Here is a 20,727-nt window from a genome sequence, read left to right on the forward strand (position 1 = left end):
TTTAACTGGGTTGGTCTGCTCGTGGCTTTCCGGCTGCAGCCAAATTAGCCAAGGTGTTGATTTCTTTTGTCAGGCCTTCAATGCGATCTTCCGGGCTGGGCCATTCGCGGCGAATGACCAAGGTATGATCAGTGCGAAGTTTCATGGATTTCGCCTGATGGGTCATCATTTCGACCAGACCCGCTGGATTATCAAAGCGGTCATTGTGGAAGGAAACCAGACAGCCCCGGCTGCCCGCATCCAGTTTCGCAACCCCGGCAGCCCGGCATGCCTGTTTCAGGCCGACCACGGTCATCAGGTTTTCCACCTCAGTCGGCAGAGGGCCAAACCGATCGATCATCTCTGCTGCAAAGGCATCCATTTCTTCTCTGGATGATAATCTGCCCATGCGCCTGTACAGGCCAAGCCTTAATCCAAGATCGGTGACATAGGACTCGGGGATCAAAACCGGGATGTCGATGTTGATTTCAGGGGACCATTCATGCTCGTTTAAATCATCGCCCTTCAGTTCGGCAACGGTTTCTTCCAGCATTTGCTGATACAGCTCGACTCCAACTTCGCGGATATGGCCTGATTGTTCTTCGCCCAAAAGATTGCCTGCCCCCCGGATGTCCAGATCGTGGCTGGCCAGACTAAAGCCAGCCCCCAGACTGTCGAGGGTTTGCATCACTTGTAATCGTTTGATGGCGCCCGGGCTTAACACCCGTCGCTGAGGCAGGGTCAGATAGGCATAGGCACGGGTTCTGGACCGCCCGACCCGTCCCCGCAATTGATACAGCTGGCCCAGGCCAAACATATCGGAACGGTGAATGATAATGGTGTTGACGTTGGGCAGATCAATCCCGGATTCGATGATGTTGGTTGAAATAAGAATGTCGAATTTTTTGTCATAAAAATCCCCCATGGTTTGTTCCATGTCCGACGCAGGCATCTGGCCATGGACGGTGGTAATCCGTGCTTTGGGCGCAATTTCATTCAGTTGGGCAACAATGGCGCCAATATCGCCGATGCGCGGGCAAACGTAAAAACACTGCCCGCCACGGTGCAATTCACGGCGAATGGCCTCGCCAATGACCAAAGGGTCAAAGGGTGAAATGAAGGTTCTGACAGCCAGGCGGTCCACAGGTGGCGTGGCGATGATGCTCATTTCCTTCACCCCCGTCATGGCCAGCTGCAGGGTGCGGGGAATGGGGGTTGCTGTCAGGGTCAGGACATGAACATCGGCGCGAAGTTTCTTCAGCCGTTCTTTATGGGCGACGCCAAAATGCTGTTCTTCATCGATGACCAAAAGCCCAAGATCGGCAAAACGCATATTTTCAGACAGCAAGGTATGGGTGCCGATAACGATATCAATGGTGCCCGCTTCGAGCCGTTTTTTGATGGTTTCGGTGTCTTTGGGGGAAACCAGCCGCGAAAGCTGGGCAATCTCTATGGGAAAACCCTCAAAACGAGCCTTGAAGCTTTCAAAATGTTGGCGCGCCAACAGGGTTGTCGGCACCACAATTGAAACCTGGGCACCACTCAGCGCTGCGACGAAAGCAGCGCGCAAGGCCACTTCGGTTTTGCCGAACCCGACATCGCCGCAAATAAGACGGTCCATGGGTTTTTCACCGGCCATATCGGCCAGTGTATCGGTGATGGCATTCATCTGGTCTTCGGTTTCGGTATAAGGGAAGCGTGCAGAAAATTCTTCAAACGCCCCCTCCGGCGCTGTCATGGGGCGGGCTGAGATCAGCGCGCGTGCTGCAGCAACCTTGAGCAATTCACCAGCCATTTCCCGGATGCGGGTTTTAAGGCGTGATTTCTTGGCCTGCCAGGCGGCACCCCCCAGTCGATCAAGGGACACCCTGCCCTGGTCTTCGCCATATCGGGTCAGGGTTTCAATGTTTTCAACCGGCACATACAGTTTGTCGCCGCCCCCATAGAACAGGCGCAGGCAGTCATGGGCGACCGGACGACGCCCATCGGCATTTGGAATCTCGATGGTTTCCAGACCATCATAGCGCCCAATTCCGTGTTCCAGATGGACGACCAAATCGCCTTCGGTCAGGGTGGAAAGTTCGGCGATGAAGGTCTCAGCCGCACGATTGCGGGGTTGCGTTCGGGCACGGGCTAGTTTTTGGCCCAGCATATCGGGTTCGGTGATGACCAATAAATCCGGCGATGAAAATCCCTGTTCCAGATCAAGACAGATCAAAGCTGCCGTGCCGGGCGATAAAGCCTCTACATCGGACCAATCCACACACACTGTGATGCCTTGAAGCCCGTGTTCGGTTAGCAAGCGCCTGATTCTGGTGACGGAGCCAATACTGGCACAGGCAAAGACGACCTGTTGGCCCTTGTTCAGCCCATCGCGGGCATAGGAAACCACCAGATCAAAAGCGTTGCCGGCACTTGACCGCGCTTCGGCGGAAAAATTCCTCATCAACCGTGCGCCGGCATCAATATCGCCAGATTTTTGAGCCCCGGTTACAAAAGAATCGAACGCAATCGTATCGCGCGATTGAAGGGTTGTGTCCCATTGGTCCCGGTCCAGATACAGGCAATCAGGCGGAAGCGGATTGTAGGCCGCATCCTCCATGGCCATTCCGGGGTTACCCGTACTCGATGCCCCTGCAATGTCATTGCGGGCAGCAAAATAATCGGCAATCTGTTCCAGACGAAGGTCCAGCGCATCTTGTGCGCCCGCACCCAGACTAAGGGTGGCATTGGGCAAATAATCGAACAAGGTGCTTAAACGGTCTTGAAACAGGGGCAGCCAGTGTTCCATGCCAGCGATGCGTCTGCCCTCAGAGATGGACTCGTACAAGCTGTCATTGCCTTTCGGGGAGCCAAACCGTTCACGATAATGGGTTCTGAAGCGCGTAATGGCCTCGTTGGTTAACAACACCTCGCTGACCGGTTTTAAGATGATCGATTCGACGTTGCCTTCGGAAATTTGGCTTAAGGGATCAAATTTGCGAATTTTTTCAACTTCATCGCCAAAAAGATCCAACCGCACAGGGCCATTCTGGCCCGGGGGATAGATATCAATAATGCCGCCCCGAATGGCAAATTCGCCTGGTTCCATAACGACTTCGGCGCGTCCATAGCCTTGATCGCTGGTGAAAGCGATCAAGGCATCGACATCCAGACTTTCGCCCACGCAAATTTCTAAAATGCCGGTTTGGTAGGTATCCGGTGGACTGACTTTTTGGGAAATGGCGTTGATGGTTGTGATGATCACCCGTGATCCCGGATGATTTTCGTCGGTGCTTGTGGCCAAACGCCACAAGGTATCAATGCGTCGCGCCGTAATGGCTCCATTTGGGCCAACGCGGTCATAGGGCAGGCAATCCCATGCAGGAAAGGTCAGGATTTCAATACCCGGCACCAAAAGATCAAGCGCCTGTGCCATATGCGCCATGGCCTGATCATCGGTTGCGATGTGCAACAATGTGCCCGTTGCCCCGCTTCGGAATCGTTTAGCCAACCAAAAAGCATCGACGGCCCCGGGTGCTGCAGAAACGGTGATGGTCTGGTTTATATTATCTTTATTATTCAATTGCTTGATATAGCTATTTTAAAGTTAATTATCATGTCAATGACAGGCCCTTTATGGGCTTTGGGGATGTCTGCTCTGGCACTGATCCAGTCCATGATTTCAGCATCGGGTTCATTGACCAGTGCTTCAAAAGCATCCAAATCTGGCGCATCCAATTGATTGATGTAGCGTTCCGCAAAGCCACCCATAATCAGGTCCCCTTCCTGGGTGCCACGATGTTGGGCCTGATAGAGCAGGCGTTTGCGTTTGATCTCAATCTTTTCAGGCATATGTTCAACCCTGCTTCCAGCAAAAGCTTTCAAATCTTGTATACAGACAGCACAAAACCCGGCTCGTCCTGTAACGGTGACAGAGGGCGACCGGCTGCGTAGGATATAGCCAATTGCGAGGGTATTGTCAGCCCGAAACTCTGAATTGGAACCAGATCACCCTATGCGGCCTAAAATTCTATATTCCCTTTTTAAACCAGCCATTTCCCTGCCGGGCATTGGGCCGCGTAATGCCAAACTGGTGGAACACCTTACCGGTGGGGCCAATGTTGTGGATTTGCTTTGGCATCTGCCCAGCGCCTTGATTGATCGCAGTTTTCAGCCAAAGGTAAAAGATGCGCCCGAAGGCCGGGTTGTTACCCTTCGGGTTCAGGTTAATCGCCACCAGCCGTCCTCAAACCGCAGGCAGCCTTATCGGGTGATCTGTTCCGATGACACGGAAACATTGGAACTGGTGTTCTTTCATGCGCGCCCCGATTGGTTGACCAAAACGCTCCCTATAGGCGAAGAACGGTTGATTTCGGGCAAGGTTGAGCGGTTTCGGGGCGGCGTCCAGATGACCCATCCCGATCATATTGTTGATCCCGATGCCCCCGATGATCTGATGGCCATCGAAGCGGTTTACCCCATGACCCAGGGGTTATCGCCGAAAATTCTGACCCGGGCGATGAAGGCGGCCCTGGAAGACCTACCAGAATTGCCAGAATGGCTGGACCCGGCACTGTGTGAGCGTGAAGATTGGCCGGAATGGGCAGAAGCCCTGAAAGGTGCCCATGGGCCTGAACAGGCCGCTGATTTGGAAGCTGACGCGCATCCGCGCACGCGCCTTGCCTATGATGAATTGCTGGCGAGCCAGCTGGCCATGGCGCTGGTGCGGCTGCATATGCGAAGCCTTGGCGGAAAATCCACCGCCAGTAAAAATGGTGAAGCGCGCTTGCGCGGCGAAGCGATGAAAGTCCTGCCCTTTGATTTAACGGCGTGTCAGGAAACGGCGTTGGCAGAAATTCTGGGCGATATGGCATCCAAAAACCGCATGCTGCGCCTGTTGCAAGGCGATGTGGGCAGTGGCAAGACCGTGGTCGCCGCTTTGGCCATGCTGGAATCTGTTGATGCGGGGTGTCAGGCGGCCCTGATGGCGCCAACAGAAATTCTTGCCCGCCAGCATTACGCAACGCTTAAACCCCTGTTTGAGGCGGCCGGGCGGCGGGTGGAAATTCTGACCGGTCGCAATAAAGGGGCCGCGCGGGACGGTTTGCTGGAAGATTTGGGTGCTGGACGTATTGATGCCTTGATCGGCACCCATGCTTTGATCCAGCCCGATGTTGTCTTTGCCCGTCTTGTTTTGGCTGTGGTGGATGAACAACACCGCTTTGGTGTGGCTCAACGCCTTGATCTGGCGGCCAAGGGCCAAGGCTGTGATGTTCTGGTCATGACGGCGACCCCTATCCCACGGACCCTGACCCTCATGGCCTATGGTGATTTGGATATATCCAGATTGTTGGAAAAGCCTGCAGGCAGAAAGCCAGTGGATACAAGAATATTGCCCTTGGGCCGTCTTGATAATGTCGTTGCTGCGGTGGGCAGGGCGATTGGGGCTGCAAAAGACGAAGCAGATGAAGGGGGCCAGCAGGTTTTCTGGGTTTGCCCTTTGGTGGAAGAATCAGAAGTTCTGGATATGGCCGCTGCGGAAGAGCGGTTTGGCAATCTGGAGCGGATTTTTCCCGATCAGGTTGGCTTGATCCACGGGCGCATGAAGGGGCCTGAAAAGGATGCCGCCATGGCCCGCTTTGCCAGTGGTGAGACAAAAATTCTGGTGGCAACCACGGTGATTGAGGTTGGGGTGGATATTCCAGCGGCAACCGTGATGGTGATAGAGCATGCGGAACGGTTTGGTCTGGCACAGCTGCACCAACTTCGGGGTCGTATTGGGCGGGGCACGGATCGTTCCACCTGCCTTTTGCTCTATGGGACACAATTGTCAAAAACGGCGCGCGAACGGCTGGAAATTCTAAGGGAAACAGAAGACGGTTTTCGGATTGCCGAAGAAGATTTGCGGTTGCGCGGTGCAGGGGAAATTCTGGGGACGCGTCAATCGGGCATGCCCGGTTTCCGCATTGCCGATCTGGTGACCCATGGTGCCTTGATGGAAATGGCGTATGGGGATGCCCAGCTTATTCTTGAAAAAGACCCTGCCCTGAAAACACCCCGCGGCGAGGCCTTGCGTGTTTTGCTGTATCTGTTTGAACGCGATGCGGCGGTCACCTATGCGCGTTCCGGGTAATTAACGAGGGTTTTTCTTAAACCTTGGGTTTTTTTCTGTCACTTTCTGACCGGCGATCCATGGGCGTGACGATGCCGCCAGACATCACCATCTTGATGCCCTCTTCCACGCCCATAGAAAGTTCAATGACATCTTCTTCGGGAATAAATAGCAAAAAGCCAGAGGTCGGGTTGGGGGTCGTTGGTATGAAAATATTTAAAACACGGTCCTTGGTTATATTTTGCACTTCACCCAATGTCTCACCGGTAAGGAAGCCAATGGTCCAGATACCGCGCCGGGGGTATTCGACCAGAACCACCTGGCGAAAGGCATCTGATTGGTGGCTCAAAATGGTTTCAAACACCTGTTTCAGTGTTCCATAGAGGCCCCGTACGATGGGCATGCGGTGCATGATCCGTTCAGACAGGCGCAAAAATGTCCGCCCCAGCAAGCTGGCCGTCAGCGCGCCAATCAGGATCAATCCGATCAGCACGATAAACAGGCCAAGCCCTGGAATAGAGAACGGAAGATAGGTTTCTGAATGATACAGCGCCGGAATCATCGGCATCACTTTATTATCGATCCAGGAAATGAAAAGCCAGGCCATATAAACGGTCAGGCCAATGGGGGCTGTTACCAATAAGCCGGCAATCATGTAGTTGCGCAGACGGTGGAGAACGCGTGATTTTAAAGTCACCTTTGGTGGCTCTGTCACGGGGGGTTCTTGTGAACCAGTGGAATTGGGCGTTTGTTCAGTCATGGTTGCTCATGGGTCAATATGGGAGACGGGAGACGGGAATCATCAAATACCCATCGTCAAAATACTGGGTTATTTAAAAGGCAAGATTATGGCTTTAATTCAGGCTTTCGCGCCGGGAATAGGTTCCATTGGTGAAATCCCTGAATATGTCGTCAATATCCGGATGGTCAATGGGTTCTCCGGTTAAATCGGCTTGAAGATTGCGTTCGGCAACGTAGCCCCAGTGCTCAGCCCCATCAACCAGGACGTGGTACCACGGTGCGTCTTTAGGTGGATTGGATCGCGCCATTTGGTCATACCATTCGGCCGTGCCCTGATAACTGGGATCCACATCAACAACAACGCCCCTATAATTAAAAAGCTTGTGCTGGATGGGTTGGCCCAGACGGAAACGGGCGTGGGATTTTCTGGGACGTCTTGTCCTGTTTTGGATCATTAAAGGCTAACTCCAGGGGGCAGCTATTTTTGGGCAGAATCTGTGGGTCTATAAAGCATGTTTTTGAATAAAAATATGCAGAAATCAGCCTTTTTTAATCACCATGTTTGGTGGTCGTTTTGGGGCTACAACAGTCATTTTAACATAAATTTTACTAAATAACCCGATATTTGAGCCATGAGAGGCCCAATGCAATATTTTAAACCATTAACCAATGGACTGGTTTTCACGACTTTGGCGCTGATGTTAGCTGCTTGTGCTAGCACGCCAACGGTTATGAAAACGACCGAGGTTGATAACAAGGGCCGAAAAGTGTCGGTTCTTCATATTTGCAAGAGCGCCATCAATATAGAAGATCCACTCGGGCCCAAGAAAGTCACCTGTCACGAGGAACGAACGGTCCATAACTTCTGCTATCGCACCATTGGGGATGTTGCTTGCTATGAAGAAGCCCAACCGGGCCGTCTCAATCCCCTTCAATTGGATTAGACAACGATGGCAACCGTTTCCCCATTAGAAAAAAAGTCAGCGCCACAGCCCGCGATGATGAAACCCGCGATGCGCAAGAAGGCCGCCTCTAAAAAAACGGCGCCTGCCAAAAAGAAGGCTCCTGCCAAAAAAGCGTCTTCCGCTAAAAAGAAGGCTCCTGCCAATAAAGCGTCTTCCGCTAAAAAGAAGGTTTCTGCCAAAAAGGCTGTTCCCGCCAAAAAGAAGGCTAGAAAAAAGCCTGCTGCTAAAAAAGCAACCGCCAGACAACCACAAACTTCCCCCGCTGCAAGCCCTGACAACACCAGCTGGATTGCCTGTTATGTCTATCAAGCAGGGGATGGCAAGGCCGGGGTCTTGACCAAGACCATCAGCGCCGCCAGTATGGACGCTGCGCGCCAACTTGCTTTGAAATTGGCCCCGGGTGAAGAATTCATGTTGTCGATGCATGCCGAATCAGATGAACAATTCCTGGGTCAGGTGCGTCTTACGGCCATGTCGAGCATGTCGATTAATTGAACGCCGGTTAACAGCTCTTTCACCGCTTTAGCCTAAGGTTTTTTCATGGAAAATGTCATCAGCAGCCACGTCAAGGAAACAGCAGCCCGAGAGATATCCGAGGCATCGGGATCCTACGTCTGTGGCCCTGTACGTTATGCCTTGTTGGCATTTGGGTGGCTCAATGTTGGTCTTGGGATTATTGGCGTGTTTTTACCGGTGATGCCAACAACGGTTTTTTTGCTGATGGCCCTTTGGGCATTTTCAAAGAGTTCAACCCGCTTTCATAGCTGGCTTTACAGCCACCGCTATCTTGGGCGTCCGTTGCGCGATTGGCATGCCCATCGTGTCATCCCGCCTCAGGCCAAGGCCACGGCAGTGACAATGATGAGTGCCAGTTGGATATTTGTTGCTTTTTTTGTGGCCAATGACTGGGCCCTGCCCGCCTTGTTGGCCGGGATCATGGTGCCGGCCGCGAGCTATATCCTGTCCCGCCCATCGCGCCCGTCTGGGGCAGCAGAGGAATTACTGTAGGCATCGACACAAGCCTGCCCCTCAAACACAGCCTGAAACTTTCAAAGCGTGATAAATCGGGTGGCCCAAAAAGCCACAGGCGCACCCAATTTGGGCACGCCTGTATTTGGCTTTCGGAAAGTGGTGGGCCGGGTGGGGATCGAACCCACGGCCATCCGCTTAAAAGGCGGATGCTCTACCCCTGAGCTACCGGCCCACAATCTCCGGGCTGCGGTTTAGCATGACAGAGGCGGTCTGAAAAGCGTGGGTTGGCCATTATTCCGAAATAATTGGCATAAATCGCCTTAAACGCCATTTTCCCACTTTCCAAGGTCAACTTCCCAGCCTTTTGCCATGGAAAGGTCCACCCCATTGGCTTCCAGATCACGGATCCGGTGTTCCGCATATGGCCTTGAATCTGGCCTTGGGGCCACGGGAATTTCCTTTTTAAAGTTAGCCAGTTTTTCATCCATATCGGAAACCAGAAAACCGATGTGGTTCATGCCAAAGCGTTCTTCATGGCCTTCCAGGGTTATGTTGTAATAGGGATGGATTGCAAAATTGGTAAATCCATCAGCTGCAAACCGGTTTTTGCGCCCCTGCTGGCGTCGTTCGCGGGACGTGTCCAGTTCGCGGAAATTGAACATATCAACGTAGAAATCAAGAATGTTGGTTGGGTCCAGGGCATTTAAGGCAATATGGGCCATCCGTGGAATGCGTGTTTCTTCGCGGCCAATCCCAAAATTTGATTCAGAAAGGCTGATGGCATGGCATTCAGGATCAAAAATGCGGACCTCGCCAAAATGTAGCCCGCCTTGTTCCTCAATCACTTCGCCGCGCGGTGTGCGGTCGAGATATTTGGTGATGACTTTGTCCATATCGTCCACTTCCAGGCCGATATGGTGAAGACCAATGGTTTTATCCATTTCATCCAGATCGTCACGCGCCTTTAAAAAGGTGATGTTAAAGGACCCATCGGTCAGCGATATATCCCCGCTATTGGATCGACCCAATTCTTCCAGCGCCAGATGACGGGTGTAAAAATCCGCCATGCGGTCTGGGTCTTCAGACAGATAGGCAAGATAGCGCAAGCGTCCGGTGGTCATCATCAATCCTCCCTGAATTTAGCCATTATGGCTTTTTAGAAAGTGTAATGGAATTTGGAAGCCGGGAATACTGTCTTGGTGAACCTGTGCGCCGCATTCAGGAATTTTCGTAATGCGCTTTCAAGGTTTGGGAGACATTTTCGGATACAAACTGGGAAATATCCCCGCCCAAGCGACAGATTTCTTTGACGAACCGTGACGATATAAATTGGTGGCGGTCTGATGCCATCAAAAAGACGGTTTCTACATCGGGGTTGAGACGAGAATTCATACCAACCATCTGGAATTCGTATTCGAAATCTGAAACGGCTCGAAGTCCCCGGATGATCAGTGATGCGCCATTTTCTTCGGCCAGTGAAACCAGCAAGCCGTCAAAGGCGATGACTTCGATGGTGGCAGTGGTATCAAGTGTTGCAATGTCTGCTTCGACCAGAGCAACGCGTTCTTCAACAGAAAAAACCGGGTTCTTGCCATCATTCGCAGCAACCCCAATGATAAGGTGGTCTACGGCCCGGGTTGCGCGACGGATAATATCCAGATGCCCCAACGTAATGGGATCAAACGAACCGGGATAAATGCCCCTTTTGGGATTAGTCATCGGACGGCTCCTCTGCTTGATCAGATTCTGCATCTAAATCTGGCGAAGGATCAAGACCATTGCTGGTTGGCTCGGGTGCGCTGCCCTCCCCGCCTTCTTCGGTGCCTTCTATGCCATCTGTGGCGACATCACCTTCGGTGCCATCTTCGTCCATATCTTCTGGCAGGTCTTCATCATCATCGACATCAACCATATGGGCAATGGAAACGACCCGTTCATCATCGTTGATGCGGAACAGCGTGACTCCCCGGGTTGACCGGCCGGCAATGCGGATATCGGTGACGGGGGTGCGAATTAATTTTCCGCCATCGGTGACCAGCATAATCTGGTCATCGTCCATGACAGGGAATGCGGCGGCAACATGATTGTCACCGGCGCCAAACTTCATCAGTTCAATGCCTTTGCCCCCACGCCGCGTGATCCGGTATTCGAACGCTGAACTGCGTTTGCCAAACCCGGAATCGGCAATGGTCAACAGGAACTGTTCTGCGGCAAATAATTCATCAAATCGAACTTGGCTGATGGTGTCCTGGGTTGCGGCTGCATTTTCTGCCACCACTTCGACTTTGACGCCTTTGTCTTCTTCGGTGTCATGATTGCCGTTACCATTCCCATTGGCCCCGCGACGCAAGGCGCCAGCCTGGCGTAAATAGGCCGTGCGTTCATCGGTTTCAATAATGAGGTGGCGCAGGATAGACATTGAAATGACAGAATCGTCCTTATCCAGACGAATGCCCCTGTTGCCGGTGGAATTGCGGCCGGTAAAGACACGGACCTCTGTTGCTGGAAAGCGAATGCATTTTCCATGCAGGGTTGCCAGAAGCACGTCGGCGTCTTCGGTGCAGGTTTGAACCCCGATCAGTTGATCCCCTTCATCAAGCTTCATGGCAATTTTGCCATTCGACATCACGTTGCTGAAATCGGAAAGCCGATTGCGACGGACATTGCCCGATGCGGTTGAGAACATGACATGCAAATCACTCCATGTTTCCTCATCTTCGGGCAACGGCATCAAGGTGGTGATGGTTTCACCTTCTTGCAGGGGGAACAGGTTGATCATGGCCTTGCCAATGGATTGGGGTGAGCCAATGGGCAAGCGATAGACTTTTTCTTTGTAAACGATGCCCCGTGATGAAAAGAACAACACCGGCGTATGGGTGTTGACCACAAAGACCTGGGCAACAAAATCTTCGTCCCGGGTGTTCATGCCTGAACGGCCTTTGCCACCACGACGCTGGGCACGGTAGGCGTTAAGGGGGACGCGTTTTATGTATCCCTTATGCGAAACGGTGACGACCATTTCTTCGCGCTGGATCAGGTCTTCGATATCAACTTCGGCGCTCGATTCTTCCAAGGTGGTGCGTCTTGGGTTTGCAAATTCTTCTTTTACCTCGACCAGTTCATCGCGAAGGATGGACCGCAGTTTTTCCCGTGAGCTAAGGATTGTTAGGAATTCCTTGATCTGGTCGCAAACGTCGATCAGTTCTTCGGCGATTTTATCGCGTTCCAAACCGGTTAACCGGTGCAGTCTTAATTCCAGAATGGCGCGGGCATGGGCTTCGGATAATTGGTAATGACCATCTACGACTTCCCTGCCGGGTTCATCAATGAGTTCAATCAGTGGTGCCACGTCTTTTGCGGGCCAGGGTTTCGCCATCAGGTTTTCACGTGCCGTCTGGGGATCTTTAGCGGCCCGGATCATAGCAATGGCATCATCAAGATTGGCAACCGCAATGGCCAAGCCGACCAAGATATGGGCACGGTCCCGGGCCTTGCCCAGTTCAAAGGCCGTGCGTCTGGTAATCACCTCTTCGCGGAAATCGATGAAGGCTTCAAGGATTTGCTTGAGGTTCATCATTTCTGGTCGGCCGCCATTCAAGGCCAACATGTTGACACCGAATGAGGTCTGAAGCGGCGTGTAACGGTAAAGCTGGTTCAGGACGATCTCAGACATGGCCTCGCGGCGCAGTTCAATGACGACACGAACCCCGTCACGGTCTGATTCATCGCGTAGTTCAGAAATGCCTTCAACCCGTTTTTCACGAACCACATTGGCGATGTGTTCAATCATGCGGGATTTATTAACCTGATACGGAATTTCCGTGATGATGATGGCTTCGCGGTCACGGCCCAATTCTTCGATATGCGTGCGTCCACGGATGACCACAGAACCGCGCCCGGTATGATAGGCAGAACGAATGCCGGCACTGCCATGAATGATCCCACCGGTTGGAAAGTCCGGCCCGGGCACACATTCAATCAATTGTTCAATGGTGGTCTCTGGATCATCCAGTAACAAGAAGCAGGCATCAATTAATTCGCCAAGATTTTGCGGCGGAATGTTGGTTGCCATGCCAACCGCGATGCCGCCTGCCCCATTGACCAACAGGTTTGGAAACCGGGCTGGTAAAACCATAGGTTCGCGGGTGGTCGCATCGTAATTTTCTTGAAAATTAACGGTGTCTTGATCGATGCCTTCCAGCAGCAGGTGGGCAACCTTGTGAAGACGCGCTTCGGTATAGCGCATGGCAGCAGCGGGATCGCCATCCATGGAACCAAAGTTCCCCTGACCATGGATCAGAGGCAGACGCATGGAAAAGCTCTGAGCCATGCGAACCATGGCATCGTAAATGGCAGAATCGCCATGGGGGTGATCTTTACCCATGACATCACCAACGATGCGCGCCGATTTACGGAAGGGTTTGTTCCAGTCGTAACCCTGTTCCTTCATCGAAAACAGAATGCGCCGGTGAACCGGTTTCAGACCATCGCGCACGTCAGGAAGCGCTCGCGAAACGATTACGCTCATGGCGTAATCGAGATACGATTTCTTCATCTCATCTTCGATGGTGATGAAGGGAATTCCGGGCGGCAAAGGCGGCGGCGCGCTGTCTTCTGGCCCGTTTTCCGGGGGTTCTTCGGGGGTGTCTTCGGGTGGTGGAATTTCGGTCAAGTAAACAGGTCCGAGTAAGGGTATGTACAGGGGAAAAATGGTCCCCGTACAGGGGTCGTTAATACCGCTAAATATAGCTTATCGGACGTCCAACAACAACAAGATAGTGTCGAAAAACCTGTTTTTTGTGAAAGGGTTACAGGGCACCATTTGGTGCCCTGTAACGGGTTCTAAACCAGAGAAGAAAACAGGTTTCTAGAACGGGATTTCGTCGTCGAGATCAGGGCCACCCATGGGCGCATCCTGAGCGCCGCCAATGCTTGCACCGCCACTGGCTGCACCGGCACCAGCACTGGCACCAACAGCACCACCACTGGCATAATCGCCACCGCCTTCGCCTCGGGAATCCAGCATGGTCAATTCGCCACGGAATTTGTTGAGGACAATTTCTGTGGTGTATTTATCGACGCCTTCTTTATCCTGCCATTTGCGGGTCTGCAATTGGCCTTCGATATAAAGTTTGGCGCCCTTGCGCAGGTATTGTTCAGCAATACCGGCAAGATGTTCGTTGAAAATGACCACCCGGTGCCATTCCGTTTTTTCACGGCGCTCACCCGTGGTGCGATCTTTCCAGTTTTCAGAGGTGGCCAATGAAAGCTGGACGATTTTGTTGCCGTCCTGGGTTGAACGAACTTCAGGGTCCCGGCCCAGGTTTCCCACCAGAATGACCTTGTTAACGCTACCAGCCATTGGATGACTTCTCCCTTGTTAGATAATGTGTTTAATGCTGGTTGCAGAGTAACCGAAAACGATCGCCCTGACAGCGATAAACGATCGTCTGGACAGCAATTTTGTAACAATTCTGTTGGGCATTTCTTTTTTTTCATGCAAAAACAGCCTTCCGTAGTGATCTCACCCAAAGAACCCATGGCATCCGTCAAAAAAAATATCAGCACCGGGCGAAAGCGCCCGAAAAAAACGGCCCCAAAGGCCAGTGCGAAGGCACGCCCGAAACCACGGCCTGAAACCAAGCCTAAAACCAAGAAGACCGATTCTGTGGCATCTTCTGTCATTGTGGGTGGCTTTGATGGCCCCCGCATCAGCGTCCGGGGGGCCCGGGAACATAATCTAGCCGGGATTGATGTGGATATTCCCCGCGATCAACTGACGGTGATCACCGGGCTTTCGGGTTCTGGCAAGTCATCGTTGGCCTTTGACACCATTTATGCCGAAGGCCAGCGCCGTTATGTGGAAAGCCTGTCCGCCTATGCGCGGCAATTTCTGGAATTAATGTCTAAGCCCGATTATGACACCATCGAAGGCTTGTCCCCGGCGATTTCCATTGAACAAAAGACCACATCGCGCAATCCCCGTTCTACGGTCGGCACGGTGACGGAAGTTTATGATTATCTGCGCCTTCTGTATGCAAGGGTTGGCACGCCCTACTCTCCTGCGACCGGCCTGCCTATCGAGAGCCAAACCGTTTCCCAGATGGTGGATGGCATTCTGGCCATGGGTGATGGCAAGCGGATTTACCTGTTGGCACCCATTGTCAGGGGCCGCAAAGGGGAATACCGCCGGGAACTGCAGGAAATGCAAAAGCGCGGCTTTCAGCGCGTACAAATTGACGGCGAAATTTATGAAATTGATGATGCGCCCCAGCTAAAGAAAACCGTGACCCACGATATTGATGTGGTGGTGGACCGTTTGGTGATCTCCAAGAGCCTCGGTAATCGGCTGCCTGATAGCCTGGAGGTAGCACTGGGGCTGTCCGACGGGCTGGTTTATGCCATGGATGCCGAGAATGGCGAGCGCAAGACCTTCTCTGCCCGGTTTGCCTGCCCGGTTTCCGGATTTTCGCTGGATGAAATTGAGCCCCGGTTGTTTTCCTTTAACAATCCCCATGGTGCCTGTCCTGCTTGTGATGGTTTGGGGGTGAAGCTTTATTTCGATCCTCAATTGGTGGTGCCAGATGGTGATGTAAGCCTGCGCGATGGGGCCATTGCGCCCTGGGCCAAGTCATCGTCGCGGTATTACACCCAAACCCTTGATTCGTTGGCCGCACAATTCAAGTTTTCGACCACCGTGCCCTTCAATGAACTGCATCAGCGCTTCCGCGACATCATTTTGACAGGTTCCGGCGATGACCCCGTGACCATGAAATACGATGACGGGTTCAAGACCTATGACGTCACCAAACCCTTTGAAGGCGTTATTCCCAATCTTGAGCGCCGCTTTTTCGAGGCCGATTCATCGTGGATGCGCGATGAAATGTCGCGGTATCAGACCTCTCATCCGTGTGAAGTCTGTGAAGGCCACCGGTTAAAGCCCGAAGCGCTGTGTGTGAAAATTGCTGGGCGTCATATTGGCGAGGTAACGGCCCTGTCTGTGAAGGCGGCAGCCGCATGGTTTTCAACCGTTGCCGATGAATTGAGCCCGCAAAAGCGCGAAATTGCCGAACGGGTGCTTAGGGAAATCAGGGATCGCCTCGGCTTCTTGGTCGATGTTGGGCTGCAATACCTGACCATTTCACGAGGGTCTGCAACCCTTTCCGGGGGTGAAAGCCAACGCATCCGGCTGGCATCGCAAATTGGATCGGGGCTTACGGGTGTTTTGTATGTGCTTGATGAACCGTCCATTGGTTTGCACCAGCGCGATAATGCGCGGCTTTTGGAAACCCTGAAGCGCCTTCGGGATCTGGGCAACACGGTTTTGGTAGTGGAACATGACGAAGAAGCCATCCGCGCTGCTGATTACCTGATTGATATGGGGCCCGGTGCCGGTGTCCATGGTGGCCAAGTGGTGGCCGCAGGTACGCCAAAACAGGTGTTCAAGAGCGAAGACAGCCTGACCGCGCAGTATCTGACAGGCAGACGCCGCATTGATGTGCCCCAAATGCGCCGAAAAGGCCGGGGTAAGGCCGAAAACAGGCAAAAAATTACCATCCGGGGTGCGAGGGCCAATAATCTTGCCAATATCGATGTTGAAATCCCCTTGGCAATCCTGACCTGTGTGACCGGGGTTTCAGGGGGTGGTAAATCATCGCTGGTGGTGGAAACCCTGTACAAAGCGGCAGCCAGACGGTTGATGCGTGCCCGCACCCTGCCCGGCGATCATGACCGGATTGATGGTCTTGAATTCGTTGATAAAATCATTGATATCGATCAAAGCCCCATTGGCCGCACGCCACGGTCCAACCCGGCAACCTATACCGGCGCATTCACGCCCATCCGGGATTGGTTTGCGGGCCTGCCAGAAGCCAAGGCGCGGGGCTACAAGCCCGGGCGCTTTTCCTTCAACGTCAAGGGTGGGCGCTGTGAAACCTGTCAGGGTGATGGGATGATCAAGATCGAGATGCATTTTCTGCCAGATGTGTATGTGCAATGCGATTCCTGTCTGGGTCTTCGCTATAATCGTGAAACACTTGAAATAAGGTATAAAAACAAAACAATAGCAGGTGTTCTTGATATGACGGTTGAGGAAGGTGCGGTCTTTTTCAAGGCGGTTCCGGCCATTCGAAATAAGCTGGTGACCTTGGAAAAGGTGGGTCTTGGCTACATTCACATTGGCCAACAGGCGAATACTTTGTCGGGCGGCGAGGCCCAGCGCATTAAATTGGCGAAAGAGCTGGCAAAGCGATCGACCGGGCGCACCCTTTATATTCTGGATGAACCCACCACCGGGCTGCATTTCGAAGATGTGAAAAAACTGCTGGAAGTGCTGCATCACCTTGTTGATCAGGGCAATTCTGTGGTGGTGATCGAACATAATCTGGAAGTGATCAAAACAGCCGACTGGATTATTGATTTGGGCCCTGAAGGCGGCGATGGCGGGGGTCAGGTCGTGGCTGCGGGCACGCCCGAAGACGTGGTTTTGGTCAAGAAAAGTTACACCGGGCAATATCTTGGTCCTATTTTAACGCCCAAATTGGCCTAACGGAAAAGCACCCCTCATGCCTATTCACCCTATTCACGTTATTGGTGCCGGCCTTGCGGGTTCTGAGGCCGCCTGGGCGGTTGCCCGGGCCGGTGTTCCGGTGATCTTGCATGAAATGCGTCCGGTTGTTGGCACAGACGTGCACCAGACCGGTGATTTTGCCGAATTGGTCTGTTCCAATTCGTTCCGGTCTGACGATGCCACCACCAATGCCGTTGGCTTGCTCCATGCTGAAATGCGCGATGCAGGATCGCTGGTCATGCAATCGGCCGATGCCCATAAAGTCCCCGCTGGTGGCGCTTTGGCGGCCGATCGTGACGCATTTTCAAAGGCCGTAACCGCATCGATTGAGGCAGAGCCCCTGATCACGATTGAGCGCACAGAGCTTTCCATCTGGCCGCCCGATGATTGGGAAAGTGTGATCATTGCCACCGGGCCTTTGACATCGCCCGCACTGGCCGATGCCATTGGGGAACGCACGGGCGAAGAACATCTGGCCTTTTTTGATGCCATTGCGCCCATTATTTATCACGATTCCATTGATTTCGATGTTGCCTGGATGCAGTCGCGCTATGACAAGGAAGGCCCCGGCGGCGAAAAGGATTCATACGTCAATTGCCCCATGGAAAAGGCGCAGTATTACGCCTTTATCGATGCGTTGATTGCGGCTGAAAAAATGCCGTTCAAAGACTGGGAAAAGGACACCCCCTATTTTGAAGGGTGTCTGCCGATTGAGGTGATGGCAGAACGTGGCATTGAAACGCTTTCGTTTGGGCCAATGAAGCCCGTGGGATTGACCAATCCCCACACTGAACCGGGCGCAAACAAGCCTTATGCCATCATCCAGCTGCGCCAAGATAACACACAAGCGACCCTGTTTAATATGGTTGGTTTCCAGACAAAGTTAAAACACGGCGAACAAACCCGCATTTTCCGCTCCATTCCGGGCCTTGAAAATGCACGCTTTGCGCGCTTGGGCGGCATCCATCGCAACACGTTTCTCCATTCCCCGGTGTTGCTTGATGGTGAAATGCGTTTGAAAAAAGAACCCCGTATTCGGTTTGCAGGCCAGATCACCGGGGTTGAAGGCTACGTTGAATCCGCTGCCATGGGCATTTTGGCTGGCCGTTTTGCAGCAGCAGAGGCCCTTGGCACCACCATGGCCCCACCGCCGGCCACCACGTCCCACGGCGCCTTGCTTAACCACATCACCGGGGCCCACACCCCTATTGGCCGTGAAGGAAAAGATTTCCAACCCATGAATGCCAATTTCGGGTTGTTCCCGGAAATGGACCCAAGGGATGAAAAGGGAAAACGCATACGGGGCAAAAAAGCGCGCCGTGAACTGCGTGCCCTTCAGGGACGCAGTGATTTTTCGGCTTGGCTGAAAGGATGAACACCCGGGCAGCCCCTGGGTTGTTACCCGCTTCATTTACAGAACCCAATCTAATGGCATCGCGGTTTCTGGACGCAGACCAGAAGTGTGATTTTTTGGTGATTGCCAATTACGCCCGCGCCCTTCGGGCCGTGGCAGATCATCCGGCGCTAGACGCATCGGCAAAAGAAGCGCGTCTGAAGGCCGTGGCTGATGTGTTTGAAGATGCGACAAATGCCCCAAACACTTCTGATGATGCCGTTACGGCGGCGATGGCGCTGAAAGCCCTGTTGACGGCCCGGGGGCTGGATGTGCGCCCCGCATGGCAGATGTTACAAGCTGCGGGCCAGGACATCACCAAAACCCGCTATCCAGATTGGTCTGATACCCTGATTTGGTGCCGTTTTTGGGCGGCCCCCCAGGCGCGTCTTGGGTTTGGGTTGTTGGGGGCCGATGAAGCGACCATTCAACGTGCAGAACGGTTTGGGATTGCGATCCAGCTGATGACCAGCATGGAAAATGCCCGAAGCCACTTTGTCTGGCTGGGGCGGGTGTATTTGCCCGAACGCTGGTTCCGCGATGCGCATACAAAGGTGGAAGCCTTGGGCGACACCACATCAACTGCTGCATTAAAAATGGTATTCGCCCGGGGGGCAGCACAGGTGCAGGATTTGTTAAAGTCCTCAGGCCCGCTTTGTCCGATGATGCCAACAAGACGACTTCGCATTGCCATCGCCCTTTTGGAAATGCAATCAGTAGCGCTGGCCCATGCCTATGCTTCCAACGATGTTTTGATGGGTGCCCCGTCTTTATCTAAAATTCGCCGCGCCATAATTTTCGTCCGGGGATTTTGTCGGGGCGTGTGGTGCTAATGGCTATTAATCTCTCAGTATTGCGTTACCGCCATGTGCTGGTTTAGAGTGGCTTTGCGAATTACCTAATTATAACAACGTAACAACGCAGGGGAATGGGATGAAGAATCCTCTTGAAAGTTTGCAAAATACGATCCTTCTCGGGATCGCCTTGACCATCGTCATGGCCTTAATCGTTAAATACACATTTTAGAAGGGGGAAGCAGCAATGGGCTTTTTAACAGATCCTTACGCAGTATTTTTGGTCCGCTGGTTCCACGTCTTGAGTGGGGTTATGTGGATTGGTCTTCTTTGGTATTTCAACTTTGTTCAAATTCCGAACATGCCAAAGATTCCTGATGAACAAAAACCAGCCATTGGCAAGGTTATTGCCCCTGCGGCATTGTTCTGGTTCCGCTGGGCAGCATTGTTCACGATTGTCTGGGGCCTAATTCAGGCATGGCAGTTGGGCTATATTTCTGATGCATTGGCCCTTGGGTTCACATCCAAGAGTGCGGCGCATTTGAGCATCGGCATTGGCATGTGGATGGGCATTGTCATGGCCTTCAACGTGTGGTTCATCATTTGGCCAAACCAGCAAAAAGCACTGGGGATGGTTGATGTGCCGGCGGAAGAAAAACCGGCGGCGGCGCGAACAGCGATGCTGTTCTCGCGAACCAACACAATGCTTTCAGTTCCCATGTCATACGCCATGGTCGCGGTCCACCTGACCTGACCTGTATGTGCATATGATTTAAAGGCGGGGTGCTTTCGGGCACCCCGTTTTTTTTATATAGGTGCTTTTCATTCAACCGGTATTAATAAGGCACCGACCAATCGGTCTTCGCTTTGCAGCACGTTGACGGTTCGGCATGCTGCCCCTGTATCCATCGTTTCAACGCTTATATAGGCCCGCGACAGGTGGTCCTTGATGGTTTGATTCAGAACCCCTGCCCTGGCCCCACAGCCCACAAGCAAGATTTCAATGTCGGTTGCTGCTTTGATAATGGGGGAAAAATGGTTGGCTTCAAGCGCATCGAACGTGTCAACGCCAAGAGCAATCACCTGATTGGACAGCGTGATGATGCCTCCCTTGTATTGGGTGCCAGAGACACGAAAGCCCATGTCGCCATAAGCCTGTATGACGGTTTTGTTGTTAGAGGTTAGAGAACCGACTTCCATAATGGTCTCCTAAGAGCCAG

At 52.9% G+C, this 20,727-nt stretch carries 17 protein-coding genes, 1 tRNA gene and 1 pseudogene; 8 read left to right on the forward strand and 11 right to left on the reverse strand.

Annotated features, from left to right (window positions below):
* Window position 1: 1 nt before the first annotated feature.
* Together mfd and HOJ08_09125 are read right to left on the reverse strand one after the other, a co-directional pair.
* Window positions 2–3,406, reverse strand: coding sequence for a transcription-repair coupling factor (gene mfd, locus HOJ08_09120; protein ID MBT5673594.1), 3,405 nt, complete (start codon window positions 3,404–3,406; stop codon window positions 2–4).
* A 134-nt stretch (window positions 3,407–3,540) separates the two neighbouring features.
* The gene (locus HOJ08_09125; GenBank protein MBT5673595.1) at window positions 3,541–3,813 is read right to left on the reverse strand and encodes a succinate dehydrogenase assembly factor 2; all 273 of its coding nucleotides are present in this window, start codon (window positions 3,811–3,813) and stop codon (window positions 3,541–3,543) included.
* Between the two features lie 163 nt (window positions 3,814–3,976).
* Between HOJ08_09125 and recG the strand changes: the two genes are divergently transcribed.
* A complete protein-coding gene (recG, locus tag HOJ08_09130) occupies window positions 3,977–6,094 on the forward strand; it encodes an ATP-dependent DNA helicase RecG (GenBank protein MBT5673596.1) in 2,118 nt (705 codons plus the stop codon).
* A 16-nt stretch (window positions 6,095–6,110) separates the two neighbouring features.
* Here the strand turns inward: recG and HOJ08_09135 are convergent, their stop codons facing one another.
* Window positions 6,111–6,833, reverse strand: coding sequence for a DUF502 domain-containing protein (locus tag HOJ08_09135; protein ID MBT5673597.1), 723 nt, complete (start codon window positions 6,831–6,833; stop codon window positions 6,111–6,113).
* Window positions 6,834–6,927: 94 nt separating this feature from the next.
* Entirely contained in the window at window positions 6,928–7,269 is a 342-nt protein-coding gene (gene hspQ / locus HOJ08_09140; GenBank protein ID MBT5673598.1) for a heat shock protein HspQ, read from the reverse strand.
* A gap of 276 nt (window positions 7,270–7,545) precedes the next feature.
* Between hspQ and HOJ08_09145 the strand changes: the two genes are divergently transcribed.
* Entirely contained in the window at window positions 7,546–7,758 is a 213-nt protein-coding gene (locus tag HOJ08_09145; protein ID MBT5673599.1) for a hypothetical protein, read from the forward strand.
* Here the strand turns inward: HOJ08_09145 and HOJ08_09150 are convergent.
* Window positions 7,755–8,060, reverse strand: coding sequence for a hypothetical protein (locus tag HOJ08_09150; GenBank protein MBT5673600.1), 306 nt, complete (start codon window positions 8,058–8,060; stop codon window positions 7,755–7,757). The two genes, HOJ08_09145 and HOJ08_09150, sit on opposite strands and share 4 nt — an antisense overlap.
* A 52-nt stretch (window positions 8,061–8,112) precedes the next feature.
* Here HOJ08_09150 and HOJ08_09155 point away from each other — a divergent pair, with 52 nt between their 5' ends.
* Together HOJ08_09155 and HOJ08_09160 are read left to right on the forward strand one after the other, a co-directional pair.
* Window positions 8,113–8,274 (forward strand): hypothetical protein, encoded by a 162-nt coding sequence (locus tag HOJ08_09155; GenBank protein ID MBT5673601.1) that lies wholly within the window; start codon window positions 8,113–8,115, stop codon window positions 8,272–8,274.
* Between the two features lie 45 nt (window positions 8,275–8,319).
* The gene (locus HOJ08_09160; GenBank protein ID MBT5673602.1) at window positions 8,320–8,787 is read left to right on the forward strand and encodes a YbaN family protein; all 468 of its coding nucleotides are present in this window, start codon (window positions 8,320–8,322) and stop codon (window positions 8,785–8,787) included.
* 121 nt (window positions 8,788–8,908) lie between these two features.
* Here HOJ08_09160 and HOJ08_09165 read toward each other — a convergent pair.
* From HOJ08_09165 to ssb, 5 genes are all read right to left on the reverse strand, one after another.
* A tRNA-Lys gene (locus HOJ08_09165) sits at window positions 8,909–8,983 on the reverse strand.
* A gap of 88 nt (window positions 8,984–9,071) precedes the next feature.
* Window positions 9,072–9,875, reverse strand: a complete 804-nt coding sequence (locus HOJ08_09170; GenBank protein ID MBT5673603.1) for a hypothetical protein — start codon at window positions 9,873–9,875, stop codon at window positions 9,072–9,074.
* Between the two features lie 94 nt (window positions 9,876–9,969).
* Complete coding sequence (gene coaD / locus HOJ08_09175; GenBank protein ID MBT5673604.1) at window positions 9,970–10,470, reverse strand: pantetheine-phosphate adenylyltransferase; 501 nt, start codon at window positions 10,468–10,470, stop codon at window positions 9,970–9,972.
* A complete protein-coding gene (gyrA, locus tag HOJ08_09180) occupies window positions 10,463–13,306 on the reverse strand; it encodes a DNA gyrase subunit A (GenBank protein ID MBT5673605.1) in 2,844 nt (947 codons plus the stop codon). Before gyrA ends, coaD begins: the two co-directional genes overlap by 8 nt.
* 312 nt (window positions 13,307–13,618) lie before the next feature.
* A complete protein-coding gene (gene ssb, locus HOJ08_09185) occupies window positions 13,619–14,113 on the reverse strand; it encodes a single-stranded DNA-binding protein (protein ID MBT5673606.1) in 495 nt (164 codons plus the stop codon).
* Window positions 14,114–14,290: 177 nt separating this feature from the next.
* On the opposite strand from ssb, the gene uvrA reads away from it, so the two are divergent.
* The 4 genes and pseudogenes from uvrA to HOJ08_09205 all read left to right on the forward strand — a co-directional run bounded on the left by uvrA (window position 14,291) and on the right by HOJ08_09205 (window position 20,261).
* The gene (gene uvrA, locus HOJ08_09190; GenBank protein ID MBT5673607.1) at window positions 14,291–17,299 is read left to right on the forward strand and encodes an excinuclease ABC subunit UvrA; all 3,009 of its coding nucleotides are present in this window, start codon (window positions 14,291–14,293) and stop codon (window positions 17,297–17,299) included.
* A 16-nt stretch (window positions 17,300–17,315) separates the two neighbouring features.
* Window positions 17,316–18,695 carry a methylenetetrahydrofolate--tRNA-(uracil(54)-C(5))-methyltransferase (FADH(2)-oxidizing) TrmFO gene (gene trmFO / locus HOJ08_09195; GenBank protein ID MBT5673608.1) on the forward strand — a complete coding sequence of 460 codons (1,380 nt, stop codon included), beginning with the start codon at window positions 17,316–17,318 and terminating at the stop codon, window positions 18,693–18,695.
* A gap of 53 nt (window positions 18,696–18,748) precedes the next feature.
* Window positions 18,749–19,546: a squalene/phytoene synthase family protein gene (locus tag HOJ08_09200; GenBank protein MBT5673609.1), complete on the forward strand. Its 798-nt coding sequence runs from the start codon at window positions 18,749–18,751 to the stop codon at window positions 19,544–19,546.
* 100 nt (window positions 19,547–19,646) lie between these two features.
* A pseudogene (locus tag HOJ08_09205) lies at window positions 19,647–20,261 on the forward strand (hypothetical protein).
* Window positions 20,262–20,329: 68 nt separating this feature from the next.
* Here HOJ08_09205 and HOJ08_09210 read toward each other — a convergent pair.
* The gene (locus tag HOJ08_09210; GenBank protein MBT5673610.1) at window positions 20,330–20,707 is read right to left on the reverse strand and encodes a hypothetical protein; all 378 of its coding nucleotides are present in this window, start codon (window positions 20,705–20,707) and stop codon (window positions 20,330–20,332) included.
* Window positions 20,708–20,727 lie beyond the last annotated feature (20 nt).

The sequence above is a fragment of the Rhodospirillales bacterium genome (genome assembly GCA_018666775.1).
Classification (GTDB): Bacteria; Pseudomonadota; Alphaproteobacteria; order SMXQ01; family SMXQ01; genus JABIXC01.

What these genes read in the sequence shown, in the direction of transcription:
- mfd (MBT5673594.1), bottom strand. Translation starts at nt 3,406, where the DNA reads ATGGCGCATATGGCACAGGCGCTTGATCTTTTGGTGCCGGGTATTGAA.
- HOJ08_09170 (MBT5673603.1), bottom strand. Translation starts at nt 9,875, where the DNA reads ATGATGACCACCGGACGCTTGCGCTATCTTGCCTATCTGTCTGAAGAC.
- uvrA (MBT5673607.1), top strand. Translation starts at nt 14,291, where the DNA reads ATGGCATCCGTCAAAAAAAATATCAGCACCGGGCGAAAGCGCCCGAAA.
- HOJ08_09160 (MBT5673602.1), top strand. Translation starts at nt 8,320, where the DNA reads ATGGAAAATGTCATCAGCAGCCACGTCAAGGAAACAGCAGCCCGAGAG.
- coaD (MBT5673604.1), bottom strand. Translation starts at nt 10,470, where the DNA reads ATGACTAATCCCAAAAGGGGCATTTATCCCGGTTCGTTTGATCCCATT.
- HOJ08_09125 (MBT5673595.1), bottom strand. Translation starts at nt 3,813, where the DNA reads ATGCCTGAAAAGATTGAGATCAAACGCAAACGCCTGCTCTATCAGGCC.
- trmFO (MBT5673608.1), top strand. Translation starts at nt 17,316, where the DNA reads ATGCCTATTCACCCTATTCACGTTATTGGTGCCGGCCTTGCGGGTTCT.
- HOJ08_09145 (MBT5673599.1), top strand. Translation starts at nt 7,546, where the DNA reads ATGAAAACGACCGAGGTTGATAACAAGGGCCGAAAAGTGTCGGTTCTT.
- recG (MBT5673596.1), top strand. Translation starts at nt 3,977, where the DNA reads ATGCGGCCTAAAATTCTATATTCCCTTTTTAAACCAGCCATTTCCCTG.
- hspQ (MBT5673598.1), bottom strand. Translation starts at nt 7,269, where the DNA reads ATGATCCAAAACAGGACAAGACGTCCCAGAAAATCCCACGCCCGTTTC.
- ssb (MBT5673606.1), bottom strand. Translation starts at nt 14,113, where the DNA reads ATGGCTGGTAGCGTTAACAAGGTCATTCTGGTGGGAAACCTGGGCCGG.
- HOJ08_09135 (MBT5673597.1), bottom strand. Translation starts at nt 6,833, where the DNA reads ATGACTGAACAAACGCCCAATTCCACTGGTTCACAAGAACCCCCCGTG.
- HOJ08_09200 (MBT5673609.1), top strand. Translation starts at nt 18,749, where the DNA reads ATGGCATCGCGGTTTCTGGACGCAGACCAGAAGTGTGATTTTTTGGTG.
- HOJ08_09210 (MBT5673610.1), bottom strand. Translation starts at nt 20,707, where the DNA reads ATGGAAGTCGGTTCTCTAACCTCTAACAACAAAACCGTCATACAGGCT.
- gyrA (MBT5673605.1), bottom strand. Translation starts at nt 13,306, where the DNA reads ATGAAGAAATCGTATCTCGATTACGCCATGAGCGTAATCGTTTCGCGA.